Consider the following 26,430-nt stretch of genomic DNA (forward strand, 5'->3'; position numbering starts at 1 on the left):
CGACGGCGGCGGGACCACCGACGACGCCGACGGTGCCCACGGAGACGACGGCGACGGCGATGCGCACGGAGCCGACGGCGACGGCGATGCCCACGGCGCCGACGGCTCTCCCGAGGCCGACGGCGCGGCGGACGGGGGACACGCCGGACACGACCACGGTTCCGGTAACGAGCACGTCTGGTACGACCTGCCGGTCGTCGCCGCCGTCGCGGAACGGACCGCCGAGCGGCTCGGCGAGGTGGCCCCGGAGCAGCGGGACACCTTCCGCCGGAACGCGGCCGCGTTCACCGACCGGATCGACGAGCTCTCCGCGCGGGTCGACGGGATCGCCGAGGAACACGGCGGGAAGCGGGTCGCGGCCACCGCCCCGGTGGCGCACTACCTCCTCGCCGATGCGGGGGTCGAGGACGTCACGCCCCGGGAGTTCGTCACCGCCGTCGAGAACGAGACCGACGTTCCGGTGGCCGCGCAGCAGCGGATGCTCGACCTGGTCTCCGGCTCCGAGGTCGCCGCCCTGGTGCGCAATCCGCAGACCGCGGGCGCGGCGACCGGCAAGATCGTCGAGGCGGCCCGGGAGTCGGGAGTCCCGGTCGTGGACGCGACCGAGACGTTGCCGCAGGGTCAGAACGATTACCTTGCCTGGATGGGCGGGCAGATCGAGGCCCTGTCCGGGGCACTCGGGCGATGAGGACGCCCGGGACGAGACACGTGGGAGGCGGCGGTGAGTGAGACGGACAGCGACCCCGGCACGACGGCGGTCGCCGACGGCACCGGTCACGGCACCGGCCCCGCCGCGGGGGACGCCGTCGTGCGACTGCGGGAGGCGGCGCTGGGCTTCGGTGCGCGCACCCTGTGGTCGGGTCTCGACCTCGACGTCGCCCCCGGTGAGTTCGTCGCGGTGCTCGGGCCGAACGGGTCCGGCAAGACGAGCCTGCTCCGGGTGCTGCTCGGCCTGCAGCCGCTGAGCGCGGGCAGCGCCCTGGTCGCGGGCTCACCACCCGGACGGGGCAACGAGCGTGTCGGGCACGTCCCGCAGCAGCGCGCGATGGACCGGGGGCTCACCCTGCGCGGCCGGGACCTCGTCGGGCTCGGCCTGGACGGGCACCGGTGGGGCCTCGGCCTGCGCGGGCTGCGGCGGCGGCGCCGACGGATCACGGAGGCGATCGAGTCGGTGGGCGCCCGGCACTACGCGGACGCCCCGGTGGGCACGCTCTCCGGCGGCGAACAGCAGCGGCTCCGCGTGGCCCAGGCGCTCATCGGTCACCCGGACGTGTTGTTGTGCGACGAGCCGTTGGCCTCGCTCGACCCGGCCCAGCAGCGGGTGGTCGCGGAGCTGATCGACCGTCGACGGCGCGAGGCGGACACGGCCGTCCTGTTCGTCACGCACGAGATCAACCCGGTGCTGCCCTACGTCGACAAGGTGCTGTACCTCGTGGACGGGCAGTTCCGCGTCGGCACCCCGGACGAGGTGATGACCTCGGAGACCCTGTCCGAGCTGTACCGGTCGCGGGTCGAGGTGCTTCGGGTCGGCGGCCAGATCCACGTCGCGGGTGCGCAGAGCGGCCTGTGCGAGGACGAGGTGCACCACTCGTGACGCGGTGTGTCTCCCGAGCCCGGCTCCGTCTCCCGAACCCGGCCCCGCCTCCGCAACCGTCACCCACCGCCCGGCCCGCCCGGCCCGTCGTTTGAGGGTCCGCCCATGGACAAGCTGTTCGATCTCGACCTGACGATGCGCCTGCTCGGCCTCGACTTCGTGCAGACCGCCCTGCTCGCCGCGGCTGTGCTCGGGGTCGTGGCGGGCGTGCTGGGCCCGATCATCGTGACCCGGCGGATGTCGTTCGCCGTGCACGGGACGGCCGAACTGGCGTTCACCGGCGCCGCGGCGGCACTGCTGCTGGGCATCGGTGTCAGCTACGGTGCGCTGGCCGGGGCCGTCGTCGCCGCGCTGCTGCTGGGCCTGCTGGGGGGCCGGGAGTCCGAGCGGGACTCGGTGATCGGGGTCGTCCTCGCGTTCGGACTCGGCCTCGGGGTGCTGTTGCTGTGGTACTACCCGGGCCGCGCGGCGAACAAATTCGGCATCCTCGTCGGCCAGATCGTCGCCGTCGAACCCACCGACCTCACCGCGCTGCTGATCGCCTCGGCGGTGGTGCTGGTCGTGCTCGCCCTGATCTACCGGCCGCTGTGGTTCGCCAGCGTCGACCCGGTGGTGGCGGCCGCACGGGGGGTGCCCGAACGGCTGCTCGCCCCGCTGTTCGCCGTGCTCGTCGGGGTGGGTACCGCGCTCGGCGTGCAGATCGTCGGCGCGCTGCTGGTGATGGCGCTGATGGTGACCCCGGCGGCGGCCGCCGCGCGGGTGACCGCCAGTCCGCTGCGGGCGACGGTGCTCGCGGTGCTGTTCGCCGAGACGGCCGCGTTGGGCGGCATCGTCCTGTCGCTGGCGCCGGGCGCCCCGGTCAGCTTCTTCGTCACCGCGATCTCGTTCGCGATCTACCTGACCTGCCGGGTCGTCGCGTCCGTCCGGGGCCGGGCCACCCGCGGGCTCGAGTCGGCGGACGGGACCGGCGCGGCAAGCGGTGCGGACGACCAGACCGCGGTGGGCGCCGCCGGTGTGCGTGCGGCTGGGAGGCCGCCGGTGTGATCCAGCCGTGCCCGTCGGCGAACGCCGCACCGGGCCGGTAGGCCGTTCGCGGGCTCATTCACGCCGACCGAACCGGGGTGTCGAGGGCCCACACGTCATGCCTTTCTCCAGAAATCCTGCCTCCACCAGTAAAGACGGGTGCTGTCCCGAGGCCAGTCATCGCATTGCACACCGTTCGGCTCGAAGTCGTCGACGCGCAGGTCGATGCAACGGAATCCGGCCGGCCGGAAGTCATCGTGGCGAACGTTCCTGACCTTGGAGACGAACCGGTATTCGCTCGCCCCGAACCCGGAGTAGTTGGCTTGAGCTTCGACGAGCGAAGCCTTGTTGGCTCCACCCGTCGAGGTCGGCCAACGGAGCTGGGTCGCGTCGTCCTCCCAGAAGCACACGTGGCATATCCGATGCGAGTTCGGCGCTTCGGCGTGCACGACGTAACCGCAGCAGACACAGGGGTATTCGGCGTTCTCCGCACGCACGGGACCAGACCTTACTTTCGAACCGTCGAGGGGTCGATCTTTCGCCGGCCGGAGCGCGTCGACCGACAGGTGGCCTTTTTCCGGTCCCCGACCCGGTAACCGGAGACCGCACCACTCCGCGGCCCCTTCGTTCCCCGGTCGGCTTCTAGTGCAGCATCAGCAGTACCTGGAGTTCACCGACGATGCCCCCGATGACCCCGCCGACGACCACGAGTTTCCACTCGTCCTGGCGGACCGCGGGGCGCAGCAGGCCCTCGAACTCGACCGACGTCATCCGCAGCATCCGGTTCTCGACGAGGTTGGCCACGTCCATCGCCCGCGCCAGGTACCCCTCGGCGTGGGCGAGGGTGTCCGGCAGCGTCTCGACCGCCCGGGTGGCGGCCGCGTCCTTCATCTCCTCCAGCCTGCGGCGGCCGACGGTGGCCGTGACCAGCGGCCCGGCGTTGCGGGCGTGCTCGTCGACCGCCGCGGAGACCTCGCGCCGGATCAGCGCGACCACGCGGTCGGAGCGCGGCCCGCGCAGCACGGCGTCGAGCAGGTTCGGCACGGTCAGCAGCTCGTTGGCGACGAGATCGCCGTACTGCCGGGCCACCTCGGCGCGCCTGCGCTGGAACTTGCCGTGCAGCAGCAGTCCGCCGGGCAGCCGCACCGGATCGCGGGGCACGAACACGAGCTTGATCGCGAGCCAGTCGGTGAACAGACCGATCGCGGCCCCGAAGATCGGCATGACCAGCGGGTTCTTCGTCACCGCCCACACGATCGACTGCACGACGCCGAGGACGAAGCCGAACCAGATGCCGGAGCGGGCGATGAAGGCCATCTCCGGCCGCGAGGTCTCCCGGATCAGCCGCACCAGCAGGGCCTTGTCCCGGGTGAGGCGCTGCACGCTCATGTGCTTGATGTCGAGGATGTTGTCGATGTCGTCGCGCAGCTCGTCCATCACCTGCCGGACCACCCGGGGTGAGGAGGCCTGGACCTGCTTGACCACCAGGTCGCGCGCCATCGGTGGGAGCCGTTCCCACAACTTCGGGTGGTACTCGGCCAGCACGTCCCGGGCGATGTCGTCGACGGCCCGCAGCAGCGGTTGTTCCATCTCCCGCGTCAACCGGGCCGGGTCGATGCGGGAGAACACGTCGGAGACGCTGAGCAGGTTGGTGGTGAGCAGCTCGGCGGCCTTGGCCGCCATCCGGCCGCCGTGCGCGGGCACCACGCCCTGCCAGCCGAGCACGGTTCCGGGGATCCCGACGAACTCCAGCGGGCGGAACATCATCTCGACGGCGACCCGTTTGGTGACGTAGCCGATCAGCGCGGCGACCACGGGGATCGCGGCGTAGAGCGGCCAGTTCGCGGCGAGGTCGTCGAGGACAGCCGCCACCGCGCGACCTCCTTACCGTTCGGGGGAACCGAAACCCCATCGTGCCTTTCGCCGCGCCCCGCGGGCAGCTCGCCGGACCGGCGGCGCGGCGGGTATGGGATTCGTCACGCCGGATCATTATGGTTGCCCGATGGCTGACGCGCAGGTATCCCCCACGCAAGCGACCAACCCGCAGTTCGCGACCGCCTTCCGCGGTTACGAGCAGAGCCAGGTGGACGAGCACGTCCAGCGGCTCACCGACGAACTGGCCGAGGCCACCAGGCACCGGGACGAGGCCTCGGCCTCGGTGGCGGAACTGACGAAGGCGCTGAGCTACGCCCAGCAGGAACTCGCGGACACGAAGACGGCCCTGTCCCGCATGGTCGACGATCCGGCGGGCCCCGCCGCGATGACCGAACGGGTCAAGACCATGATGCAGCTCGCCGAGGAGGAGATCGCCGAACTACGGGCCAAGGCCGAGCAGGACGCCACGGACGCACGCCAGGCCGCCGACGCCTACGCGGAGAAGACCCGGAAGAAGGCGGACGAGGCGGCCGAGAAGCGGGCGGAGGAGGCCGAGGCCGAACGCACCCGCCTGGACGAGGAGGCCGACCGGCGCCGCCGGGAGCAGCAGGAGGCCACGGACGCCGAGCTCGCCGACAAGCGCGCCGAGGCGGAGCGGGCCGCGGCCGAGCTGGAGCGGACCACCCGCGAGAAGTGCGACGAGTTGATCGCCGACGCGGAGCGCAGGCTGGCCGAGGCCGAGGCACGCCGCCGGGAGGCCTACGAGCTGCGGGCGCTGGTGGCCGACCGGTTGACGGCGAGCCAGCAGGCGGTGACCGACGCACTCGACCGGCTCGGCTCCGACCCCACACCGGAGGAGATTCGTCGCGAGGGTGCCCGGGAGTCCGGCCCCGATCCTGACGCCGCGGAACCCGCCACCGCGGGTGCGGAGTCCACCTCCGAGAAGGCCACCGAGAATCCCGCCGAGAAGTCCACCGCCCAGGGTGGGAAGTCTTCCGGCACCTCCCGCGCGAAGCCCGGTTCCACCGGGGCGAAGAAGTCCGGGTCCTCCGGCACGACGAAGGCCGGGGAGAATGGCGGTCGTGCTGCTGAATGAACAACGGACGGCCGTCTGCGACCACGCCCGGCGGATGGTCGCCGACGGCCTCGTCGTCGGTACCTCCGGCAACGTCTCCGCCCGCGCGGGTGAGTTCGTCGCGGTGACCCCCACCGGCGTCGACTACGGGTCGCTGCGTCCCGACGACATCCCCGTGGTGGCGCTGGACGGGTCGGTCGTGGACGGCTCGCTGCGGCCGACGAGTGAGCTGCCCATGCACCTGGCGGTGTACCGGGAGGCGGAGGACCCGGACGGGGCACCGGTCACCGCCGTGGTGCACACCCATTCGGTGCACGCCACGGCGGTGTCCACCCTGGTCGACGAGGTGCCCCCGGTGCACTACATCCTCGCCACCCTCGGCCCGAGCGTGCGGGTGGCGCCGTACGCCACCTACGGGACCACCGAACTGGCCGAGCGGATGCTGGCCGCGCTGGACGGCCGGCGTGGCTGCCTGCTCGGCAACCACGGCACGGTGACCTACGGCGACGGCCTCGACGCCGCCTACCACCGGGCGCAGCAGCTGGAATGGGCCTGCCGGCTGTGGTTGGTCGCCCGCTCGGCGGGCACCCCCCGGGTGTTGCCGCCCGCCGAGGTGGAGCACGTCGTCGACCGGCTGCGCGGCTACGGACAGCCCGGCGCACGCTGACACCCGGCCGGGCGAACGTCCTGCCGGAGCGGCACGGGCGGGGCACCATCGACGGTGTGGACCCGGACGACTCGGACACCGTCGAGAAGACCTCGTCGGTCGTCGACTTCGACGTGTACGGACTCGACGCGACCTTCGAGGGCGCGCGTTGGGTGGACTTCTTCGAGGGGCTGCCCGGCAGGCCGCCGTGGGCGCTGTGGCTCGGTCACCGCGAACCGGACTCGGACAGCGGGGTGCGGGTGGGCACCCTGCCCCGGCAGCGCTACGAAGCGGTGATGTGCCCGAACGGCAAGGATCCGCTGGTGGAGGTCGCCTTCAGCGGGGCGTTCGGGGTCATCAACCTGACCCTGCCGACCTCCACGGTCCCGCGCCCGGAGGGGTTCATCCCGTCGCTGGTGGAGCACGCCGAGCAGCAGGCCCGCCGTTACCCGGACTGGCCGATCGTGTGGTGGGAGATCGAGGGCGCCGAGGTGCGCGCCCGGGTGTGGCACTTCGCGGGCGGGTGGGCCGCGTTCTCCACCGCACTGGACGACGCCTACCTCGTGGCCGTGGGCGTCGGGACCGACCCGGCGAACCTGTCGTTCGTCCCGATCGAGGACACCTCCGTCTACGACGCCGACCTCACCGCCCCGCTCGACTTCGCGGAACTGGGGCGGAAGAAGAGCGTGCGGCCGGAGGCCTGGCTGCCCCCGCCCCGGCGCGACGATTTCCACCCCGACCAGCTCGCGTTCCTGCCCGACACGGAGCCGAGCTGACCCGGACGGGCACGGTACGGACGGACCGTGATTGTGCCGCGGCGCACCGGGGCATCCGGGCGGTGGACAGGACCAGGGAGTGAGGAGGTCTCCAGCCGTGACGAACAGGGGTCGTAAACCACGCGGGCGCCGCAACACCGGCGGTCCGCTGAACCCGCGGTCGTGGAACGCCACGCACCTCCCCGCCCGGATCACCACCGGCGCGTTCATCCTCAACTCCGGCTACACCAAACGCGGCGCCGACGAGGACACGGCGGGCCAGCTGCACGGATTCGCCGCGGGCACCTATCCGCAGCTGAAGAAGGTCGAGCCGCGCACCTTCGTGCGCCTGCTCTCGGCCGGGGAGATGGTGCTCGGCACGGCGCTGCTGGTTCCGGTCATCCCGTCGGCCGTCGCCGGAGCGGGCCTGGCCGCGTTCTCGGCGGGCCTGCTCGGGCTGTACGTGCGCACGCCGGGCATGCGCCGGGAGGGCAGCATCCGCCCGACCGAGGAGGGACTGTCCCTGGCCAAGGACGTCTGGATGCTCGGCATCGGCGCCTCACTCGTCCTGGACGACGTCGTGGCACGGCGTCGCCGCTGAGCCCGGCCTCGACGTACGGCCGGTACGGCGCCGGGACCTCGACCCGGAACACCGGCGAGGCCGCGAAGTACCACGTGGGCTCTGACGTCGCGGGGGCGACGCCGGTCGTCCTCGGCCGTCGACCGAGCCGGGCTCGCGTAATCGCTGCTGCTCCCAACCACGTCGACACCGGTTCCCCACGGGTAGGACCACGCGCTTTCGGTGCGTGTGAATGTCACTATCGCCGGGAGTGACAACCCCTGACTTCGAATTGGGGCGTTGTATCCTCGCTTGCCCCGTCGGCATGCTGTGACCGACGGCCACGGTGGGAGTGGGGCATGGATATTGACGTCGGCGACTCCGCAGGCCAGGGTCGGCCGCAATTCCGCGTCGGACATCAGGGGGGTCGTCACCGGTTGGTGAAGCCTGTGGTGGTCGCATCGAGCCTGGTGGCCGTAGTGTTTGCTTCCGCATGTGGGATGGAGGGTGACATCAACGACGACCCGAACGCGGGCACGGTGCAGGACCAGTTCGACACCCTGATGCAACGGCCCAGCTACGAAGACATGACCGAGCGCTACAAACGCATGATCAAGGAAGTCCAGGACGCCACCGTCGACATCGCGGGGATTTCCGAGTGGCGACAGCCGAAGGGTAGTACCCCGGTGAACGGCGCCGGTTGTGGCTTTGATTTCCCCGACATCGGAAGGGACGGTGGAACCCGGCAGATAAGCGGTGGGGTCTCTGAAGGTCCTATTCCGGAAGGGCGTTGGCCGAAATTGATCAATCGTGTTGCACAGATCGCTCAACGTTATGGGTTCGAGCGGAAGCAAGTTTTCCAGGACGAGCCGCAGAACCATCGCATCAGTCTCTTCGATTCCTATGGGGGCGAGTTCTCCTTCGGAACCGGGGACAACACGGCGATGTAGATCGGTTCCGGATGTTTCCTGCTGGAGCAGGCCCGCCGGCGCGGCGTACCCGCAGAGGCCGAATAGGCGACCCGCTCTCACCCGGTGTCGGCGGAGCGTACGCCCGGGATTTCGCCGTTGCGGAAGGCGTTGACGAACAGCCGGTGGTCCTCCCTGGTCCGCACGGCGTAATGCATCCCGAAGTCCACGAGATCCCGGACGAACGCCGAGGGGTCCGTACCGATCGCCGCGGCGATCGCGTCCTCGGCCTGGAAGGTCACCAGCGTCTGTTCGGAGTCGGCGTCGGCGACGCAGTGCATCTTCGCCGTCGCCATGCCCAGGTAGCGCAGGACGGGCGCCATCTCGGCGGGTTCGGTCAGGTCCGACCAGTCGAGGTCGCGCACGTACGGGGACAGCTCGGAGACGACGAACCCGGTCCCGTCGATCTCGGTGTGTCCGAGCCACGGGTCGGCGTGGGCCTGCAACGCCCGCTGGGAGACCGCCGTGCGGTGCCCGTGGTGGTGGAAGTGGTCGTGGATCCGCGCGTCGTCGACCACCCGGCTCGGCGCGGCGACGTTGCCCTGCTTCATCGACAGCACGACGTCGTTCTCCAGCGCCTGGGTGCGCCCCTCCACCAGCACGTTGTACGCGGGCAGCCCTGCCGAGCCGATGCCGAAACCCGCGCGCCCGACGATGCTCTTCACCTCGTAGGTGAGGCTGCCGAAGCGCTTGTTCTCCGGGATCGTGCCCAGGTACCGGTCGAACGCCGCCCGCACGGTGGCGTACTCGTCGGCACCGAGCTCCTGGGTTCCGGGGCCGTGGCGGAACCGCCGGTCGTAGTCCTCGACCACGGTCACCGCGTCGAGCAGCTCCACCCGGGTGCTCATCCGGGCGTCCAGCAGCACGTCGTGCACCAGGCCCTCGGTGTTGTCGAGCTGGAGCCGGAACATCTCGTCGTCCGGGTGTTCGGCGAAGTGCCGCACCTGGTCGACGTAGGCGTGCAGGTAGGTCTCGATCAGGTGGGCGATGTCGTCGTCCGAGATCGCCTTCGTCCACGCGATCAGCGCGACACTGGCCACCAGCCGGCGCAGATCCCAGGTGAAGCTGCCGAGGAAGGCCTCGTCGAAGTCGTTGACGTCGAAGACGAGGACCCCGCCGGAGTCCATGTAGGTGCCGAAGTTCTCCGCGTGCAGGTCGCCCTGGATCCACACCCGCCCGGTGCGGTCGTCGGCCCACGGGTCGTCGAGCGCGACCATGTCGCGGTAGAACAGTGGTGCCGAGCCCCGGTAGAAGCTGAACGGGTCGGCGGCCATCTTGCGGAACTTCTTGCGGAACGCGGCCGGGTTCGCCCGCATCAGCTCGTCGAACGCCTCGACCAGCACCTCGACGATCTCACCGCGCCGCTGGTCGCTGTGCTCTCGGAGCTGCACCATCGGATCGCTCATCGCCGCGACCTCGCATCCTCGTCCGGCCGGGACCGTGGCCGCCCGCGGGACGGCGCCTCACCGTCAGTCTCACACGCCCACCGGGGCACCGCCATGCTCCCGCCGCATCACCGCCACCTCCGGTGGACACAGCCCTGCCGCGTCCGGATCCACCGCCGGCCACCGGGGCGGATCCGAACCCACCCGGCCCAACGGGCCGTCACGGGCCCGTGCGGCGGGCATGAATGAGTTGTGTCATCACTGCCGTGGGCACCAGCCGCGTGGCGGCGACGAGCGCGCGTCGTGAAAGCAAGGCGCTCCGTGAGCGTCAGTCGACGTCGCCGCGCAGTGCCGCGTAGAGGAGGGCGACGCCGGATCCCGGGTTCCCCGGCACATCACGATGTGTGGCGGCAAGTGCCCGTTCGTGGGCTCGTTCTGCCAGTGAGAAGTCGAATCGCGCCGGTACGGACTTGCAGTCGCCGTGGAAGCCGTGCTTTCTGAGTTCCCGCCTGAGAGTCCTGCCGTCCGTGTGTCGTGAGTATTCGCGGAAGTGCCAGAGAAGCCATACTTCGAAGCACGGATTGCTGATCGCGGTACGGATACCGACGCGCCGTGCGGTTGCGACGATCTCCGGGATGCGGACGTGCTCGTCCACATCGAAGACACACCAGGCGGCGTCATATCCGTCCGGTGAACCGATCGACCTACCGCCGTCCGTTTCGCCCCACGCGGCATCGAGCAGATCGCCGGGCTTACCGCCGACGCCTCTCACCTTCACATCAACGACCGACACGGCACTGGCTCGAAGGTGGTTCGCCAGTCCTCGGAAGTACTCGACCTCGGTGCGCACGCCTTCCGCGACCACGAGGACCCGGGGTCGCTCTCGACGGGTGCCCCTCGTGCGGCGGAGGTCGTGCTTGTCGCGCAGCCTTTTCGCCATCATCGTGCGGCGCCCATCAGTGTGCGGATGTGGTCGAGGTCGATCAGCGGCACGGCGCCGTACCGGCCCTGCAGGTAGCGACGTTCGAAGTTGTCGTCGCCGCGCGCGCGGAACTCGTAGAGAGAGTAGAGTTCCGCATTGCCCGACCCGTTCTTTTCGGTGAACCACACCTCGTCCCGTTCCAGGGCCCCCACGGTCGACTTCCCCAGGAATGAGGTGTCGTGCGAGGTGAACACGAGTTGGGCGCCGGTCGAGTTGATCTCAGAATTCTTGAACATCTCGATGAGCGTGGTGGAGAGCATGGGATGCAGGCTCGCGTCGAGTTCATCGACGACCAGGGTCCTACCGTGCTTGATGCATTGGAGAGCGGGCAGGCCGATGGTGAGCCACGATACGGTCCCGGAACTCTCCTCATTGATCCCGAGTGTCGTCGTCTCCGGGTCGGTCGAAGTGTGCTTGAAGCGAATTTCACGCTGCAGGTCGTCGACGATCGCCTGGACCCCCTCGGGATGATCAGTGGCGGGCCGGTCGTCGTGAAGAATCTCGAAAAGACGTTCGATCTTCGACCGTAGTTCCCCGTCCATGTCGGATCGGCTCAGTTCAAGGCCGGTGATCCCGGTGTCGGCCATCGCGAGCAGGACCTCCGCCTCCCGGAGGATATCCGGGTTCTCGATGGCGTTCTTGGTCCAGTTGAGCCGGGAGAGACGGTCACTCTCGTCGAACTCGGCATGGACGAAACTCCCGACGAGCTCCCTCGCGAGCGGGGTCAACACCGGGTGATTGTTGTTCGCCGCCGTCGAGAGGTAGAGGGAGTTCTCACGAACCAGCTTGGCGATGGTCGAGTTCGGTCCGCGCAGATGTCGACTGAACTGGAAAGTCGACTCCTCACCCGAACCGGATCGGTGGAAGAGTGTACGGGGGCGCTTGAATGGATAGGACAGCAGCCATTCCTCCCGTATCCCGTCCGCATCCGATTCGAAGCCGTAGTTGTAGCGCGTTCCGGACGCGACGAAGTCGACCTCGTAGGAGGACGGGCTTTCGATCGTGCGCCGGTCGAGGCGGAACGGTCGGAACGGGAAGTCCTTCCGTTCCCCCCATCGGGTTGCGGAGAACCGCACAGCGCTCCGGAACAGTTTCATGGCGTCGAGGACGGAAGACTTACCGGAGGCATTGGCCCCGTAGATACCGGCGACACGCGTGGTGGCCGTCGTCCAGTCGTCCTCCGAGGCCGTCACGCCGCTCGCCGCACCCGAGACCAGGGACAGTTCGACCGTGTCCCGGAACGGACCGTGGTTCGACGTGCTGAACCGGAGCAGCATGGGAGCCTCCTCGTGAGCAGGTGCGAGGCAATCTAATCGCGTTCCGGGTCGAAGTTCAACGCAGAACAGGCTGAAGCAGCATCGTGTACGCCATCGAAACCCGGTCAGGTGAACGGTGTGGACGGGGCGGGCCCGTCAGCATCGTGCAGCGGGGGCCACCAGTCAGAACTGGTAGTACAGGAACGGGCTGAAGGTGCCGCCCGCGACGAGGATCGCGGCGTAGGTGACGCCGACGGTCATCACGCCGACGCGCAGCACGGTGGCCGTGCGGGTGCGGGCAGCCTCCAGCGTCGGGCCGGTGACCGGCCGCGCCGGGAGGGCGAACACCGCGAGCGCGGCGAGCAGGATGACCAGGCGCTGGTTGGTCAGCGCGGTCTCGACGAGGTCGGTGAGGCCGCCGGTGTCCGGCACCAGCATGTGGCCGAGCATGGTGAACGCGGCCCCGAGGTCGGGGGCGCGGAAGAACACCCACCCGACGATCACCAGCACGGCGGTGAGCACGCGCCGCGCGATCCGTCCGCGCGGCGTGCCGGGGGAGGAGTCCCGTCCGGTCGCGCGTTCGATCACCAGCAGGACCCCGTGGTACACACCCCACACCACGTAGGTCCAGGCCGCACCGTGCCAGAAGCCGGTCAGCAGGAACACGATCCACAGGTTGCGGTAGGTACGCGCCGCGCCGTCGCGGCTGCCGCCCAGCGGGATGTAGACGTAGTCGCGGAACCAGCGGGACAGCGACATGTGCCAGCGCCGCCAGAACTCGGTGATGGTCACCGAGGAGTAGGGCCGCGCGAAGTTCTCCGGCAGCCGGAAGCCCAGCATCCGCCCCAGCCCGATCGCCATGTCCGAATAGCCGGAGAAGTCGAAGAACAGCTGCAGGGTGAAGGCGAGCGCGCCGGTCCAGGCGATCGCGAACGTCATGTCGTCGCCGGGGGTGGAGAAGCAGGCGTCCACCACGGGCGCCAGCGAATCGGCGATCACGGCCTTCTTGCACAGGCCCAGCGCGAACCGGGGGAATCCCGCGGCGATGTCGTCCAGCCGGTGCGAGCGCTGCTGCGGCAGCTGGTCGGCGATCTCGTGGTAGCGCACGATCGGCCCGGCCGCGAGCTGCGGGAACATCGAGATGTAGGTGCCGAACGCCACCGGTTCGCGCAGCGCGGGGCGTTCCCCCCGGTAGATGTCGACCACGTACGAGATGTGGTGGAACGTGAAGAACGAAATCCCGATCGGCAGCGCCAGTTCCACCACGGGAACGCTCCCGCCGAACAGTCCGGCGAAATGCGCGATCTGTTCGGTGGCGAATCCGGCGTACTTCCACACGAACAGGATCGCCAGGTCGAACGCGACCACGCCGAACAGCAACCGCCGTCGCCGGACGGTGTCCCGAGGATTCCACGGGTCGGGCTCCAGCATCCGGCCGACCACGAAGTTCACGACCATGCAGGTCAGCAGGAGCAGGGTGAACGCGCCCGCGCCGGTCGCGTAGAAGAGCAGGCTGCCGACCGCGACGATGCCGTTGCGCCAACCCCGTGGCAGCACCAGCAGTGCGACCAGCACCGCGGGCATGAAGAACCACAGGAAAAGTGGCGACACGAACGACAACGCGGCCCCCTGCTCACGATCCGGCACCGTGACCCTAGCGGAGGCGATCCCCCGCCGGAGTGCGATACCGGGGACCGTGGCGCGCGGGCCATGTCGTTCCAGCGGTGCGGAGCCTACGAGTCGATCCACTGTCACGCGTTGCCGGTAGCCGACGAGGCGTTGACCCGTACGCGTTCGAGCCCGATTCGCCCGACGGTGTCGACAGGCAGATCTGGGTCGTCGGGCTGACCCGTTCGAATTCGTCGCCTCCGATATCCACCCATCAACAGTTGACGAATGGCTTGATCGCTACGGTGCCGGTGTGGCCGAGGAACAGGAGGGAGAGCCGATGAGAGTGGGAGTCTACGTAGACGCGTTCAACGTGTACTACGGCGCCCGCTCGCATTGCGGCCGAGGCACCGCAGGATGGCGCTGGCTTGACCTCGCGGCCTTGGCGATGTCGCTGATCAACCCGCACGTGTGGCCCGGCGCTGTCCTGGAGCGACTGATCTACTGCACAGCGCCACGGGACCGCGAGGGGGATACGACCTCACGACAGGATCAGCAGGCGTACGTCGAGGCCCTGAAAAGCCACATCCCGGAGTTGGAAGTAGTCAACGGCAAGTACGCTCCACGCACCAAGACCGGTGTCGTGGTCGAGAAGCCCCGCAGCCGCCGTCAAGGGCGCCGCGTCGCATCTCCCGGTGCGACCCAGTTGCCCCCGTGGCTGCCCGCTGAGGAGATCACCGGGCCGGAAGGTCAAAAGGAGCTGCTGGTCACCGTGAGCACGTTCGAAGAGAAGGGCTCCGACGTCAACGTCGCCAGTCACCTGCTCATCGATGTGCTCTCAGGACACGTCGACGCGGCTATGGTGCTGTCGAATGACTCGGACCTGCACTTCCCGCTCCGGCATGCTCGCGAACATGTGCCGGTTGCCACGATCAACCCGAGTACGCACCCCACGGCCGTCGACCTACGCGGTGATCCTCACTCTGGAGCCGGGCGGCACTGGTGGCGCAGACTGCGCCCTCACGACTTCTACAATCACCAGCTCCCCGATCCGGTCGAGTCGTGCCGCAAACCAGACGGCTGGTGACAGCACACGGCCTACATGTATGATGAATCCATACCACCCGGTTCTCGCAGCTACTGCGGGGCCGGGTCTTTTTCTCGTGGCCGATGAGGCGCGCCTGACGTCGACGATCGGCCGTGTCAGTGAGGGCGCGCGCCTCCTTCCCCGTGTCCTGGTCTAACACGTGTTCGCGTATGTTGGGCGGAGCGCCCGACGCTCGTAGCGGAATGGTTCCGCTACGTGTCGGGGGATGGCTGACCGGCGATGCCCCAGTCGTCTGCCAGAAGGAACCGACGCTACGACCCGTATGGAAAGTCCTCGGTCAGTCGCCGTCCCCCCTGGCAACAGAGCTACACCGGCGGTTCCGGGTCGTACTGGATCGCGTGGCGCACGGCGCGGGCGTGTTCCGGCCCGCCCAGGCGGGCCACCAGGTGCAGCGCCATGTCGATCCCGGCGGACACCCCGGCCGAGGTGACGACGTCCCCGTCGTCCACGAACCGCTCCGCGCGCCGGACATCGATCGTGTCGTCCAGCTCGCCCAGCAGGTCCAGTGACGCGTGGTGGGTCGTCGCGGGGCGGTCGCGCAGTACGCCCGCGGCCGCGTAGACCAGCGAGCCGGTGCACACGCTGGTCAGCAGCGGCACCGAAGCCCGCTGGGCGCGGACCCAGTCGATCCACACCTCGTCCCGGACATGCGCGCGGGTGCCTGGCCCGCCCGGGTAGAGCAACGCGTCCAGCGCGGGCGCGTCGGCGAACGAGTACCCGGCGTGCAGGTCGAGGCCCTTCGCGCCGTGCACCACGTCGCCGTCCGGGCTCAACGACACCACGGACCAGCCGTCCTCCGGGAACGCCCGGGTCCAGTGCGCCAGCACCTCCCACGGGCCGACCGCGTCCAGCTCGGCCAGCCCGTCGAAGAGCACGATCCCGAGCGTCCGTGGTGCGTCGGTCATGCTCTGCGCTGCCCGGCTCGTCAGGTGCGGCCCGCCGCGCGGCGCCTGCGGGCCACCTCGGACAGCAGCACCGCCCCCGCCACCGAGGCGTTCAACGACTCCACCCCGGTCGCCATCGGGATCGACACCGTGACGTCGCACGTGTCGCGCACCAGTCGGGACAGGCCCCGCCCCTCGGAGCCGACCACGACCACCAGCGGTTCGGTGGCCAGGTCGAGGCCGTCGATGTCGGTCGAGCCGTCCGCGTCCAGCCCGGCGACCATCAGCCCCTCGTCCGCCCACGACTTGAGCTGGCGGGTCAAATTCGGGGCGACCCCGATCGGCATCCGGGCCGCCGCGCCGGCGCTGGTGCGCCAGGCGACCGCCGTCATGCTCGCGCTGCGCCTGCGCGGCAACAGCACGCCGTGCGCGCCGAATGCCGCCGCCGAGCGCACCACCGCGCCCAGGTTCCGCGGGTCGGTCACCCCGTCGAGCGCCACCAGCAGCGGGGCGTCCCCGGAGTTGCGGGCGATGGTGAGCAGGTCGTCCGCGTCGGTGTAGTCGAACGGCGGCACCTGCAGGCCCAGGCCCTGGTGCACCGCGCCGCCGGTCTTGCGGTCCAGCTCGTCGCGGGGCACCTCCAGGATCGAGATGCCGTGGTCGGCCGCCGTGCGCACCGCCTCGCGCACCCGGTCGTCGCTGTCGATGTTCAGCGCGACGTAGAGCGCGGTCGCCGGGACGCGGGCGCGCAGCGACTCCACCACGGGATTCCGCCCGGCGATGATCTCCGGGGTCTCCTCGGCCCGCTTCGCGGCCGCCCGCTGCTTCTCCGCCTTCGCGGCCGCCGCGGCTGCCTTGCGCTGCGCCGGATGTCCGGTGCGCTCCTTGGCCTTCGGGGTCGGGCCCTTGCCCTCCAACGCCTTGCGCCGCTTACCGCCGGAGCCGACGACCGGCCCCTTCTTCGTGCTTTCCTTGCGCACCGCACCGCGGCGGCGGGAATTGCCTGCCATGATTCAGTCTCTCACTGTCCACTGGGGACCATTGGGGGTGTCCTCCACCGCGATGCCCGCCTCGGTCAGTCGGTCGCGGATGGCGTCCGCCCTCGCGAAGTCGCGGTCGGCGCGGGCCCGCGTGCGGTCGGCCAGCATCGCCTCGACCAGTCTGCCCAGCGCGTCCGCCTCCGCGCCGGTGTGCTCGGCCCACCGCTCGGACAGCGGGTCGACGCCGAGCACGTCGACCATCGCCCGCACCGTGGCGGCCAGCTCCGCCGCCTTGGCGTCGTCGCCCGCGTCGAGCGCGGCGTTGCCGTCCCGCACGGTGTTGTGCAGGGCCGCGAACGCCTGTGGCGTGCCGAGGTCGTCGTCGAGCGCGTCGCCGAACTCGGCCGGGACCGCGCCGATCGGCACCTCGCCGGCCTGCCCGGCCACCCGGCGCAGGAACTGCTCGATCCGCCGGTAGCCGTGCGCCGACTCGGACAGGGCCTCGTCCGAGTACTCGATGGTGGAGCGGTAGTGCGGCTGGATCAGGTAGAAGCGCAGCTCCACCGGGCGGTGTCTGCGCAGCATCTGCGGGATCGAGACGATGTTGCCCAGCGACTTGGACATCTTCTCGCCGGACAGCGTCACCCAGGCGTTGTGCAGCCAGTACCGCGCGAAGCCGTCGCCCGCGGCGTGCGACTGCGCCCGTTCGTTCTCGTGGTGCGGGAAGACCAGGTCCACCCCGCCGCCGTGGATGTCGAACTCCGAGCCGAGGTAGGTCGTGGCCATCGCCGAGCACTCCAGGTGCCAGCCCGGCCGCCCGTCGCCCCACGGCGTCGGCCAGGACGGTTCACCCGGCTTGCTGCCCTTCCACAGGGTGAAGTCCCGCGGGTCGCGCTTGGTGCCGGTCTGCGACTCGCCCTGCTGCACCTCGTCCGGGCGCTGGTTGGACAGCACGCCGTAGTCGTCGAACGAGCCCACCGAGAAGTAGACGTCGCCGCCCTCGGCGTAGGCGTGTCCGCGGTCCAGCAGCCGCTGGATCAGCTCGATCATCTGGGTGATGTGCCCGGTCGCGCGCGGGGTCGCGGAGGGAGGCAGGCAGCCCAGCGCGTCGAAGGCCTCCTCGAACGCCCGTTCGTGGGTGGCCGCCCACTCCCACCAGGGCCTGCCCGCGTCGGCGGCCTTGGCGATGATCTTGTCGTCGATGTCGGTGACGTTGCGGACCAGCAGCACGTCCATTCCCTTGTGGACGAGCCAGCGGCGCAGCACGTCGTAGTTCAGCGCGCCCCGGACGTGCCCGATGTGCGGGACGCCCTGCACGGTGGCCCCACAGACGTACATGGTCGCCGTGCCGGTCCGCGCGGGCGTGAACTCGCGCACCTGCCTGGTCGCGGTGTCGAACAGTCGAAGGGCCACGTCGTCAGATGGTACGGGTCAAAGCACGGCGTGTTCGCGCAGGGCGGCCAGCAATCCGTCCGTCCGCTCCGCCGTCGGGAGCGGTTCCACCTGCGCGAACGCGCAGCCCAGACGGCGGGCGCCGCCGTCGGCCTCCGCGCTGTCGCCCACCATGAGGGTCCGTTCGGGGGCCGCGTCGAGCCGGTCCAGCAGGAGGCGGAAGACGGCCGGGTCGGGTTTGATCGCGCCCACCTCGTAGGAGAGGACGAACTCGTCGACATGGGTGTCCAACCCGTGCGCGGCGAAGGCCGGCCGGATGTCGAACGCGATGTTGCTCAGCACCCCCACCGACACCCCGCGTCCGGTCAGCGCCCCGAGCGCCGGGCCCGCGTCGGGGTAGGGCGTCCACTCGGACGGGTCGACGAGCCTGCGGTACAGCGCCTTCGCCTGTTCCACCCCCGGGACACCGGACTGCCGCAGCACCTCCAGGTACACCTTCCGGTGCAGCGCCGGGTCCAGGTCGCGGTGCTCCCACGCGTGCCGGTGCTCGTCGTCGAGGTCGACGGTCAACGTCACCGGCGCGGTCATCCTCCGCAGCAGCTCGGTCTGCGCCTCGACGTCGAGCGGGTCGCCGTCGTGGTCGGTGAGGTCGGTCAGCCAGTCGGGGTCGTGCTCCAGGCGGAACAGGGTGCCGGAGAAGTCGAACAGCACCGCGTCGACGCTCACCGCGGCCCCCCGTCCCGCGGCAGCAGCAGCGCGCTCGCCACGGCCGCGAGGCCCTCACCGCGCCCGGTGAGGCCGAGGCCGTCGCTGGTCGTCGCGGACACGGCCACCGGTCCGCCCGCCGCCGTGCCGAGTGTCTGCTCGGCCTCCGCACGACGGGGGCCGATCCGCGGAGCGTTGCCGATCACCTGCACGACGGCGTTGCCCAGGCGGTGGCCCGCCGTCTCGATCCGGCCGCGCACCTCCGCCACGAGCTCGGTGCCGTGCGCGCCGGCCCAGCGGTCGTCGCCCGTGCCGAACACCGAACCGAGATCCCCCAGCCCGGCCGCCGACAACAGCGCGTCACACAACGCGTGCGCGGCCACGTCACCGTCCGAGTGACCCGTGCAGCCGTCCACACCCGGCCAGTGCAGCCCGGCGATCCAGCACTCCCGGCCCACCTCGACGGGGTGGACGTCGACGCCCTGGCCGATCCTCATGGTTCTCCCTCCGCCTCCAGCAGCGCCTCCAGCACGGCGCGGTCGAAGGCCGTGCGCACCCGCATCCCGTGGGGGTGTCCCGGCACCGTGTGGACGGCGGCGCCGCAGGTGGTCAGGGGGTCGGCGAGGTCGGCGTCGGCGAGCACCCCGGCGGTGAACCCCCACGGTGCCAGCGTCCGGCGCAGACCGTCCCGGTCCCGGGTGCCCAGCAGCAGGTCGTCGGGGTCGGTACGCTTCACCGTGTCGGTGACGTCCTCCACCGGCACCACCGCCCGGGCCCCGGCGCGCAGGGCCTCCACGACCGCGCGGACCGTCTCCGGCGGCGTACACGGGTACTCGGCGTCGTGCAGCAGGACGACGTCTCCCGGCCCGGGCGCGACGGCGTCCCACGCGGACCGCAGCGAGCCGGCACGGTCGTCCTGACCCGCGACGAACTCCACCGGACAGTGGTCGGCGCCCACGGCGGCCGCGGACGCCGCACGCTCGGCGCTCCCTGCCCCGCGGTATCCGGCCGCGGTGTCGGGCGGGCCGGCCACCACGATCCGGTCGACATGCCCCGACCGGGACAGCGCCCGCACGCAGTGCGTCAGCAGTGATGTGTCACACACCTCGGCGAGTGCGCCCGAGCCCGGGACGTCCCCCGCTCCGAGGGGGATCAGTGCGAAGACGTTCAGAGCCGTCAGACCACCGTGGTGTCGAGCACCTCGTCCAGCAGCACCTCGGCCTTGCCTTCGTCGGTGCCCTCGGCGAGGGCGAGCTCACTGACCAGGATCTGCCGCGCCTTGGCCAACATGCGCTTCTCTCCCGCGGACAACCCACGGTCCTTCTCGCGCCGCCACAGGTCGCGCACCACTTCGGCCACCTTGTTCACGTCGCCCGAGGCGAGTTTCTCCACGTTGGCCTTGTACCGCCGAGACCAGTTCGTCGGTTCGTCGGTGTGTGGTGTCCGCAACACATCGAAGACGTGGTTCAAGCCGTCCTGGTTGACCACGTCACGTACGCCGACGACCTCGGCATTGTCGGCGGGGACGCGAACCGTGAGATCACCTTGCGCGACTTTCAGGACGAGGTACTGTTTCTCCTCGCCCTTGATCACGCGGGTCTCGATTGCTTCGATGAGTGCGGCACCGTGGTGCGGGTAGACGACGGTCTCTCCGACCTTGAAAACCATGTGTCCTCTGCCCCTTTCGCTGTCCCCATCCTAGCACGCGGTTTCGCGGTCGAACCAGGCACCCGGCCTCGTCCTCGCAGGTCAGTGGCCTGAGCCGACCGGTCGAGGGGTTGACAAACACGTGATCCGCATACTCACGCAGGTGGGCCGCGGGGGTCGGGCGCGCCCGGCGAGGTCCACTCCGGACCGGGGCGACCGGCACGGTGCAAGGTGTGCCACACGTCCGGGGCACCCGATGACGCGCATGGTCGCGCTGCGGATACTCTCCCGGAAAGGTAGCCCCAGGGAGAAGGGACTCGGAGAAGTGAAACGTCGCATGGTGTCCGCGGCCGTGGTCGCTGTCGGTGCCGCACTGCTCGTCTCCGGTTGCGCGGCGGGCCAGATCACGCAGACGGACTCCCAGGTCGCGACGATCAACGGAACCCGCGCCGAGGTCGGCGACATCGCCATCCGGAAGGCCGAGCTCGCCTACCCCGAGGGTGACGCCCCGATCTACCGTGCGGGCACGAGCCCGGGCGTGGCCATGTACCTGGTGAACGAGTCCGAGTTGCAGGACGACACGTTGGTGTCGGCGAGCACCGACGCGGCCGCCAACGTCGTGCTGAACGGTTCGCGCGAGGTGCCCGCCCAGGGCACACTCGTGATCGCGCAGGGTGCCCAGGAGCAGCAGGCGGCCGAGGCGGCGCGGCCCGAGGTGGAGATCCAGACGCGGGCGGACATGACCCTGCAGGGCCTCAACCGGGACGTGCGCCCGAGCCAGACGGTGACCATGACGCTCACCTTCCGCGAGGCGGGCCGGGTCACCTTCGACATGCCCGCCGTCATCCCGGACACCCCCACCTTCGACGTCTCCCCCTCCCCGGCGGCCGAAGGCGGCCACTGAGCCCCCACCGCGGCGTTGCCGTGAAGGGCACCTTCCCTGCGTTGAGTGCCGTGCGGGGCACTTTCGCTGCGTGAGAGGCAGGGAAAGTGCCCCGCACGGCGTCACGGAGGCCGTGCGCGGGTGAGGTGCCTCCGGGATCGTCGGTGGGGGGCGTTAGCGTCCGGGTGTGGTCAGGAAGGGTACGAGCTACCGCTGTGCGGAGTGCGGCCTCGAGGTCGCGAAGTGGGTGGGCCGCTGCCCGGAGTGTCACGCCTGGGGCACGATCGAGGAGCGCTCCGCCCCGACGAAGTCGCCGGTGGCTCAGGTCGCGGCCGGCGCGCCGAGCTCGCCCGCGAAGCCGATCTCCGAGGTCGACGTCGAGACCTCCCGCGCCCGTCCCACCGGGGTGGCCGAGCTGGACCGGGTGCTCGGCGGCGGCTTCGTCCCCGGTGCGGTGACGCTGCTCGCCGGGGAGCCCGGCGTCGGCAAGTCGACGCTCCTGCTGGAGGTCACCCACCAGTGGGCCACGCACAGCGGCACCAGCGCGCTGTACGTGACGGGGGAGGAGTCGGCCGGCCAGGTGCGGCTGCGCGCCGAGCGCACCGGCAACGTCGCCGAGCGGATGTACCTCGCGGCCGAGAGCGACCTCTCCGCGGTGTTCGGCCACGTCGACGACGTCAAGCCCGGGTTGCTGATCGTGGACTCGGTGCAGACGATGTCGTCCCCGCAGGCCGAGGGCGCACCCGGCGGGGTGACGCAGGTACGGGCCGTGGCGTCCGCGCTGGTGGCGCTGGCCAAGGAGCGGGGCCTGCCGGTGGTGCTCGTCGGGCACGTGACCAAGGAGGGCTCGGTCGCCGGGCCGCGGGTGCTGGAGCATCTGGTGGACGTCGTGCTCCAGTTCGAGGGGGACAAGCACTCGACGCTGCGCATGGTGCGCGGGGTGAAGAACCGGTTCGGCGCCGCCGACGAGATCGGCTGCTTCGAACTGCACGACGAGGGCATCGTCGGCGTCGCCGACCCGTCCGGGCTCTTCCTGAACCGGCACGCCGAGGCCGTCCCGGGCACGGCCGTCACCGTCACCGTCGAGGGCAAACGCCCCCTGCTGGGGGAGGTGCAGGCCCTGGTGGCCGACTCCGCCCTGCCGCAGCCCCGGCGTGCCGTCAGCGGGCTCGACTCGTCCCGGGTGAGCATGGTGCTGGCGGTGTTGGAGAAGCGCACCGGCCACCCGCTCGGGGGGAAGGACGTCTACACCGCCACCGTCGGCGGGATGAAGGTGACCGAGCCGGCGGTGGACCTCGCCGTGGCGCTGGCGGTGTGGTCGGCGATGAGCGACCGGGCGTTGTCCCCACGGCTGGTGGCGATCGGCGAGGTCGGCCTGGCGGGGGAGATCCGCCGGGTGACCGGCGTCGGCCGCCGTCTGGCCGAGGCGGCGCGCCTCGGCTTCACCCACGCTTTCGTCCCCCCGGACGCGGGCCCCCTCCCGGACGGCATCAAGACCCGCGAAGTCACCAACCTCGCCGAAGCCCTCAACACCCTCTGACCTCCCCCCGGGTGGGGCACCGGTGTGGTGCCGTGAGGGGCACATTCCCCGCACGTGGTGCCGTGAGGGGCACATTCGCTGCATGAGACGCAGGGAAAGTGCCCCTCGCGCCGACCTCGGGTTGTCCACAGTGGGGTAGTTGTCCACAGGCGGAGGGTGGTCGGGGTGACGTGACCGGCTGCCGCGACCGACGGTGAAGGGGTGCGAAGAGGGCGTCGGAATGACTTGATCGAGATGTTGTCGCAGCGCAGTCGACACCGGGTATTGCGGGTTGCTGAGCTCGAGGCCGAGGGGATGGGGAGCTCGTTCGTGTATCGACGATGCCTTCCCGGAGGGCCCTGGACGTGGCTCCTCCCCGGAGTCGTCATGCTGCAGAATTCAACACCGACCCGAGAACAGATGATCGCGGCCGCATTGCTCTATGCCGGGCCCGACGCCGTTCTGACGGGTGCGGAGGCGTGTCGGCGGCACGGTCTGCGGGTCGACCGTTCGGACGGCGAGCGGCTACATCTGCTGATCCCCCACGACGACCGCATCGTGAGCAGTGGCTTCGTCACCATAGAGCGCACCCGTCGAATGCCGAGAGCGCTCGTGCGGGGGCGTGTTCCCTTGGCCCCGGTTGCCCGGGCGGTTCTCGACGCCGCACGTCGCGTACGGGCGTCGGAGCCGATCGCCAAACTTCTGATCGAGTCGGTGCAGCATGGCGGCTGCACTACGCGGGCTCTCCGTGCGGAGCTCGATCGAGGCTCACAACGTGGAACAGCGATCCCCCGCCGGGTGCTCGGCGAGATCGACAACCTCCGTTCGGTCGCCGAGCTACACGGCCGCCGAGCCGCCTCCCGGCTCGCTGTACCGCCGACACATTGGAACCCGGTTCTGCACACCGAGGACGGCACCTATCTGGCCCGCCCGGATGCCTGGTGGGACGATGTCGGCCTGGCCTGGGAGATCGACTCGATGGAGTTCCACTACGCGCGTGGCGATCACGCGAAGACGGTCGCTCGGAACAGTCGCTACGCACAGGCCGGCGTCGCCGTCGTGCAGACGTTGCCTTCGCGTCTGATCGAGGACACAGCGGCAGTACTCGGTGAAGTGGAGGCGGCGTACCGAGTGGCCGCCGCCCGTCCCCGTCCCCGGGTCCACCTCCGCGACTGAGCGCGGATCATCCGGACACGGCCCGCTCACCTGTTGGTCGTGAGGGGCACATTCCCTGCACGTGCGGCAGCGAGGGGCACTTTCCCTGCACTCAGCGCAGGGAAAGTGCCCTTCACGGCACAGCCCCGGTCACGTCTCCGAGAGGAGGCGGGCGCAGCGGATGAGGCCGATGTGGGAGTAGGCCTGGGGGTGGTTGCCGAGGGAGCGTTCGGCGACCGGGTCGTACTGCTCCGGCAGGAGACCGGTGGGGCCCGCCGCGTCCATCATCTGCTCGAACAGTTCCTGCGCCTCGGTGCGGCGGCCGCTGAGCAGGTACGCCTCGATCATCCACGCCGCGCACAGGTGGAAGCCGCTCTCCTCACCGGGCAGGCCGTCGTCGCGGTGGTAGCGGTACACCGTCGACCCGCTGCGCAGCTCCGCCTCGATCGCCGTCACGGTCGACTGGAACCGCTCGTCCTGCGGGTCCAGCAGCCCGGACAGGCCGACGAACAGCGACGCGGCGTCGAGGTCGGTGCCGTCGTAGGCGGTGGTGTAGGCGCGGACGGTCGGGTTCCAGCCGTTCTCGAGCACGTCGGCGGCGATCTCGTCGCGCAGTTCCGGCCAGCCCGTGGGCACCGGACGGCCGTAGATCTCGGCGAGCTTGATCGCGCGGTCGATCGTCACCCAGCACATCACCCGGGAGTACACCCGGTGCCGCGGCACGTGGCGCTCCTCCCAGATGCCGTGGTCGGGCTCCGACCAGCGGCGGGTGACGGCCTCCGCCATCGCCCGCACCATCTGCCAGTCCTCGTCACGCAGCTCGCCGCGCGCCTCCGCCAGGGTCATCACCAGCTCCACCACGGGCCCGAACACGTCGAGCTGCACCTGGTGGTTGGCGAGGTTGCCGACCCGCACCGGGCGCGACCCCTTGTAGCCGGGCAGCGAGTCGATCACCGCCTCGGCACCGATCTGCGTCCCGGCCAGCGTGTACAGCGGGTGCAGCCGTTCCGGACCGGCCAGCGTGGACAGCACCCCGTGCAGCCAGCGCAGGAACCCCTCGGCCTCCTCCAGGGAGCCGAGGGTGACCAGCTCGCGCACGGTCATCGCGCCGTCGCGGATCCAGCAGTAGCGGTAGTCCCAGTTGCGCACCCCGCCGATCTCCTCGGGCAGGGAGCTGGTGGCCGCGGCCATCACGCCGCCGGTGTCGGCGTCGGCGAGTCCGCGCAGGGTCAGCGCCGACCGGGCGACGAGGTCGGGTGCGACCTGCGGGAGCTTCAACGTCGTGGCCCACTCGCTCCAGTACCGGCCCGCCCGCGCCCGGCGGTCGACCTCGGGCAGGTCGTGCGGGCCGAGGTCGGTGGTGCCGCACCGCAGCTCCAGCACCGCGGGCCGGTCCGGCTCCAGCTCGACGAGGGCTGTCGCGGTGTCGTTCAGCCCGTCGTTGGTGATCTCCCACTGCACGCCCGGCGAGCGCAGCACGAACGGCTCGGACGTGCCGAGCACCCGTAGTCCGTCCTCCTCCCGCAGCAGCCGCACCGGCACACCGCCGAACTCCGGCCGCGGCGCGAACACCACCGACGCCGTCGTCTCCCCACTGATCACCCGCACCAGATCGGTGCGGTGCGGTGGGCTCTCCGGCTCCAGGTAGTCCGTGACCAGCAGCCGCGACCAGCGGGTCTCCACGGTCATCGTGTTCGGCAGGTAGCGTTGCCCCAGCGGCAGACCGTTGCGGTGCGGCTTCACCGAGAAGTGCCCCGCGCCCTCGCCGCCGAGCAGGTCGGCGAACACGGCGGGCGCGTCCGGGCCGGGGTGGCACAGCCACGTGAGCTTCGCGTCCGGCGTCAGCAGCGCCACCGACCGCTCACTGGCCAGCATCGACAGCCGTTCGATGGGCGGGGCCTGTTTGCCGTAGAGCCAGTTGCGCCGTTCCTCCAGCAGGAACGCGAGCACGGTGGCGACGTCGGTGGTGTCGTCGATGCGGTACTGGGCCAGCGTCTCCCCGTCGCCGACCTTCACCCCGAGGTCGGGTCCGGTCAGTCGGGCGAACGCCTTCTCGTCGGTGACGTCGTCGCCGAGGAACACCGCGGCGGTGGCGCCCGCCTGGTGGCGCAGGGTGTCCAGGGCCTGCCCCTTGTCGGTGCGCACGACCGACAGCTCGACGACCTCCTTGCCGTCGGTGGTCGTCACCCCGTCCCAGGTGGAGGGTCCCGCGTGGACGGCGTCCAGGACCCGGCGTGCCGCGTCACGGTCGGCGCGGCGGACGTGCACGGCCACCCCCGCCGGTTTGGCCTCCAGGGCCACCCCGGAGACGCCGTCGGTGATCCGCTCCACCTCGGCCTGGACGGCGCGGTGGAGCTCGCGCGCCTCGGGGTCCAGCGCGTGCACGAAACCGATGTCGAACTCGGAGCCGTGGCTGCCGACGAGGGGGAAC

The 26,430-nt window shown here is 70.5% G+C and carries 26 protein-coding genes; 12 read left to right on the forward strand and 14 right to left on the reverse strand.

Translation table 11 applies throughout. From position 1 onward, the window contains the following. The 3 genes from ACTIR_RS23770 to ACTIR_RS0116060 all read left to right on the forward strand — a co-directional run. The coding region (locus ACTIR_RS23770) for a metal ABC transporter solute-binding protein, Zn/Mn family (protein WP_161629648.1) at window positions 1-688 on the forward strand (688 nt) is incomplete at its 5' end. 120 nt (window positions 689-808) lie between these two features. Beyond that, window positions 809-1,594: a metal ABC transporter ATP-binding protein gene (locus ACTIR_RS0116055; protein WP_026455046.1), complete on the forward strand. Its 786-nt coding sequence runs from the start codon at window positions 809-811 to the stop codon at window positions 1,592-1,594. Between the two features lie 105 nt (window positions 1,595-1,699). After that, complete coding sequence (locus ACTIR_RS0116060) at window positions 1,700-2,638, forward strand: metal ABC transporter permease (RefSeq protein WP_026455047.1); 939 nt, start codon at window positions 1,700-1,702, stop codon at window positions 2,636-2,638. Between the two features lie 95 nt (window positions 2,639-2,733). Here ACTIR_RS0116060 and ACTIR_RS0116065 read toward each other — a convergent pair whose 3' ends face one another. Both ACTIR_RS0116065 and ACTIR_RS0116070 read right to left on the reverse strand, forming a co-directional pair. Next, window positions 2,734-3,114: a CPCC family cysteine-rich protein gene (locus tag ACTIR_RS0116065; RefSeq protein ID WP_026455048.1), complete on the reverse strand. Its 381-nt coding sequence runs from the start codon at window positions 3,112-3,114 to the stop codon at window positions 2,734-2,736. A gap of 145 nt (window positions 3,115-3,259) precedes the next feature. Continuing rightward, window positions 3,260-4,489 carry a DUF445 domain-containing protein gene (locus ACTIR_RS0116070; RefSeq protein WP_026455049.1) on the reverse strand — a complete coding sequence of 410 codons (1,230 nt, stop codon included), beginning with the start codon at window positions 4,487-4,489 and terminating at the stop codon, window positions 3,260-3,262. Between the two features lie 130 nt (window positions 4,490-4,619). Between ACTIR_RS0116070 and ACTIR_RS0116075 the strand changes: the two genes are divergently transcribed. The 5 genes from ACTIR_RS0116075 to ACTIR_RS0116095 all read left to right on the forward strand — a co-directional run bounded on the left by ACTIR_RS0116075 (window position 4,620) and on the right by ACTIR_RS0116095 (window position 8,477). After that, window positions 4,620-5,588: a DivIVA domain-containing protein gene (locus ACTIR_RS0116075; protein WP_034240467.1), complete on the forward strand. Its 969-nt coding sequence runs from the start codon at window positions 4,620-4,622 to the stop codon at window positions 5,586-5,588. Continuing rightward, a complete protein-coding gene (locus ACTIR_RS0116080) occupies window positions 5,566-6,234 on the forward strand; it encodes a class II aldolase/adducin family protein (protein WP_411431335.1) in 669 nt (222 codons plus the stop codon). Before ACTIR_RS0116075 ends, ACTIR_RS0116080 begins: the two co-directional genes overlap by 23 nt. A gap of 56 nt (window positions 6,235-6,290) precedes the next feature. Then, a complete protein-coding gene (locus ACTIR_RS0116085) occupies window positions 6,291-6,989 on the forward strand; it encodes a hypothetical protein (protein ID WP_026455052.1) in 699 nt (232 codons plus the stop codon). Between the two features lie 97 nt (window positions 6,990-7,086). After that, complete coding sequence (locus ACTIR_RS0116090) at window positions 7,087-7,569, forward strand: hypothetical protein (RefSeq protein ID WP_084789561.1); 483 nt, start codon at window positions 7,087-7,089, stop codon at window positions 7,567-7,569. Between the two features lie 317 nt (window positions 7,570-7,886). Continuing rightward, on the forward strand, window positions 7,887-8,477 hold the full coding sequence (locus tag ACTIR_RS0116095; RefSeq protein ID WP_084789563.1) for an LppA family lipoprotein: 591 nt from the start codon (window positions 7,887-7,889) through the stop codon (window positions 8,475-8,477). A 77-nt stretch (window positions 8,478-8,554) separates the two neighbouring features. Here ACTIR_RS0116095 and ACTIR_RS0116100 read toward each other — a convergent pair whose 3' ends face one another. From ACTIR_RS0116100 to ACTIR_RS0116110, 4 genes are all read right to left on the reverse strand, one after another. Then, window positions 8,555-9,901, reverse strand: a complete 1,347-nt coding sequence (locus tag ACTIR_RS0116100; protein ID WP_026455055.1) for a DUF2252 domain-containing protein — start codon at window positions 9,899-9,901, stop codon at window positions 8,555-8,557. Between the two features lie 307 nt (window positions 9,902-10,208). Continuing rightward, complete coding sequence (locus tag ACTIR_RS25535) at window positions 10,209-10,823, reverse strand: RloB family protein (RefSeq protein WP_084789565.1); 615 nt, start codon at window positions 10,821-10,823, stop codon at window positions 10,209-10,211. Further along, window positions 10,820-12,139: an AAA family ATPase gene (locus ACTIR_RS0116105; protein ID WP_026455056.1), complete on the reverse strand. Its 1,320-nt coding sequence runs from the start codon at window positions 12,137-12,139 to the stop codon at window positions 10,820-10,822. Before ACTIR_RS0116105 ends, ACTIR_RS25535 begins: the two co-directional genes overlap by 4 nt. 162 nt (window positions 12,140-12,301) lie before the next feature. After that, entirely contained in the window at window positions 12,302-13,738 is a 1,437-nt protein-coding gene (locus tag ACTIR_RS0116110; protein ID WP_026455057.1) for an MBOAT family O-acyltransferase, read from the reverse strand. 301 nt (window positions 13,739-14,039) lie between these two features. On the opposite strand from ACTIR_RS0116110, the gene ACTIR_RS0116115 reads away from it, so the two are divergent. Next, complete coding sequence (locus tag ACTIR_RS0116115; protein WP_233345925.1) at window positions 14,040-14,813, forward strand: NYN domain-containing protein; 774 nt, start codon at window positions 14,040-14,042, stop codon at window positions 14,811-14,813. Window positions 14,814-15,139: 326 nt separating this feature from the next. On the opposite strand, the gene ACTIR_RS0116120 is transcribed toward ACTIR_RS0116115, so the two are convergent. The 7 genes from ACTIR_RS0116120 to ACTIR_RS0116150 all read right to left on the reverse strand — a co-directional run bounded on the left by ACTIR_RS0116120 (window position 15,140) and on the right by ACTIR_RS0116150 (window position 20,463). Further along, the gene (locus tag ACTIR_RS0116120; protein ID WP_026455059.1) at window positions 15,140-15,739 is read right to left on the reverse strand and encodes a DJ-1/PfpI family protein; all 600 of its coding nucleotides are present in this window, start codon (window positions 15,737-15,739) and stop codon (window positions 15,140-15,142) included. A gap of 20 nt (window positions 15,740-15,759) precedes the next feature. Further along, window positions 15,760-16,728, reverse strand: coding sequence for a 23S rRNA (guanosine(2251)-2'-O)-methyltransferase RlmB (gene rlmB / locus ACTIR_RS0116125; protein WP_026455060.1), 969 nt, complete (start codon window positions 16,726-16,728; stop codon window positions 15,760-15,762). 3 nt (window positions 16,729-16,731) lie between these two features. Continuing rightward, window positions 16,732-18,111: a cysteine--tRNA ligase gene (cysS, locus tag ACTIR_RS0116130; RefSeq protein ID WP_026455061.1), complete on the reverse strand. Its 1,380-nt coding sequence runs from the start codon at window positions 18,109-18,111 to the stop codon at window positions 16,732-16,734. A gap of 18 nt (window positions 18,112-18,129) precedes the next feature. Then, window positions 18,130-18,816 carry an HAD family hydrolase gene (locus ACTIR_RS0116135; protein ID WP_026455062.1) on the reverse strand — a complete coding sequence of 229 codons (687 nt, stop codon included), beginning with the start codon at window positions 18,814-18,816 and terminating at the stop codon, window positions 18,130-18,132. Further along, the gene (gene ispF, locus ACTIR_RS0116140) at window positions 18,813-19,292 is read right to left on the reverse strand and encodes a 2-C-methyl-D-erythritol 2,4-cyclodiphosphate synthase (RefSeq protein WP_026455063.1); all 480 of its coding nucleotides are present in this window, start codon (window positions 19,290-19,292) and stop codon (window positions 18,813-18,815) included. Before ispF ends, ACTIR_RS0116135 begins: the two co-directional genes overlap by 4 nt. Beyond that, a complete protein-coding gene (locus tag ACTIR_RS0116145; protein WP_026455064.1) occupies window positions 19,289-19,900 on the reverse strand; it encodes an IspD/TarI family cytidylyltransferase in 612 nt (203 codons plus the stop codon). The genes ispF and ACTIR_RS0116145 overlap by 4 nt, the downstream gene beginning before the upstream one ends. Before the next feature lie 71 nt (window positions 19,901-19,971). After that, on the reverse strand, window positions 19,972-20,463 hold the full coding sequence (locus ACTIR_RS0116150; protein WP_007023093.1) for a CarD family transcriptional regulator: 492 nt from the start codon (window positions 20,461-20,463) through the stop codon (window positions 19,972-19,974). 235 nt (window positions 20,464-20,698) lie between these two features. Between ACTIR_RS0116150 and ACTIR_RS0116155 the strand changes: the two genes are divergently transcribed. From ACTIR_RS0116155 to ACTIR_RS0116165, 3 genes are all read left to right on the forward strand, one after another. Then, complete coding sequence (locus tag ACTIR_RS0116155; RefSeq protein WP_026455065.1) at window positions 20,699-21,346, forward strand: copper chaperone PCu(A)C; 648 nt, start codon at window positions 20,699-20,701, stop codon at window positions 21,344-21,346. 166 nt (window positions 21,347-21,512) lie between these two features. Next, window positions 21,513-22,865 carry a DNA repair protein RadA gene (gene radA / locus ACTIR_RS0116160; RefSeq protein ID WP_007023091.1) on the forward strand — a complete coding sequence of 451 codons (1,353 nt, stop codon included), beginning with the start codon at window positions 21,513-21,515 and terminating at the stop codon, window positions 22,863-22,865. Window positions 22,866-23,231: 366 nt separating this feature from the next. Further along, window positions 23,232-24,020 carry a hypothetical protein gene (locus tag ACTIR_RS0116165; protein ID WP_324607102.1) on the forward strand — a complete coding sequence of 263 codons (789 nt, stop codon included), beginning with the start codon at window positions 23,232-23,234 and terminating at the stop codon, window positions 24,018-24,020. 129 nt (window positions 24,021-24,149) lie between these two features. On the opposite strand, the gene otsB is transcribed toward ACTIR_RS0116165, so the two are convergent. Next, a partial coding sequence (gene otsB, locus ACTIR_RS23775) for a trehalose-phosphatase (RefSeq protein ID WP_065388598.1) occupies window positions 24,150-26,430 on the reverse strand: 2,281 nt, incomplete at its 5' end.

The organism is Saccharomonospora iraqiensis subsp. iraqiensis (assembly GCF_000430445.1).
Classification (GTDB): Bacteria; Actinomycetota; Actinomycetes; order Mycobacteriales; family Pseudonocardiaceae; genus Saccharomonospora; species Saccharomonospora iraqiensis.

Bases quoted from the DNA above. Each gene is read 5' to 3' on its own strand.
- ACTIR_RS0116060 (WP_026455047.1), top strand. From the start codon at position 1,700: ATGGACAAGCTGTTCGATCTCGACCTGACGATGCGCCTGCTCGGCCTC.
- ACTIR_RS0116075 (WP_034240467.1), top strand. From the start codon at position 4,620: ATGGCTGACGCGCAGGTATCCCCCACGCAAGCGACCAACCCGCAGTTC.
- ACTIR_RS0116080 (WP_411431335.1), top strand. From the start codon at position 5,566: ATGGCGGTCGTGCTGCTGAATGAACAACGGACGGCCGTCTGCGACCAC.
- ACTIR_RS0116095 (WP_084789563.1), top strand. From the start codon at position 7,887: ATGGATATTGACGTCGGCGACTCCGCAGGCCAGGGTCGGCCGCAATTC.
- ACTIR_RS0116100 (WP_026455055.1), bottom strand. From the start codon at position 9,901: ATGAGCGATCCGATGGTGCAGCTCCGAGAGCACAGCGACCAGCGGCGC.
- ACTIR_RS25535 (WP_084789565.1), bottom strand. From the start codon at position 10,823: ATGATGGCGAAAAGGCTGCGCGACAAGCACGACCTCCGCCGCACGAGG.
- ACTIR_RS0116105 (WP_026455056.1), bottom strand. From the start codon at position 12,139: ATGCTGCTCCGGTTCAGCACGTCGAACCACGGTCCGTTCCGGGACACG.
- ACTIR_RS0116120 (WP_026455059.1), bottom strand. From the start codon at position 15,739: ATGACCGACGCACCACGGACGCTCGGGATCGTGCTCTTCGACGGGCTG.
- rlmB (WP_026455060.1), bottom strand. From the start codon at position 16,728: ATGGCAGGCAATTCCCGCCGCCGCGGTGCGGTGCGCAAGGAAAGCACG.
- ispF (WP_026455063.1), bottom strand. From the start codon at position 19,292: ATGAGGATCGGCCAGGGCGTCGACGTCCACCCCGTCGAGGTGGGCCGG.
- ACTIR_RS0116150 (WP_007023093.1), bottom strand. From the start codon at position 20,463: ATGGTTTTCAAGGTCGGAGAGACCGTCGTCTACCCGCACCACGGTGCC.
- ACTIR_RS0116155 (WP_026455065.1), top strand. From the start codon at position 20,699: ATGACGCGCATGGTCGCGCTGCGGATACTCTCCCGGAAAGGTAGCCCC.
- ACTIR_RS0116165 (WP_324607102.1), top strand. From the start codon at position 23,232: ATGCTGCAGAATTCAACACCGACCCGAGAACAGATGATCGCGGCCGCA.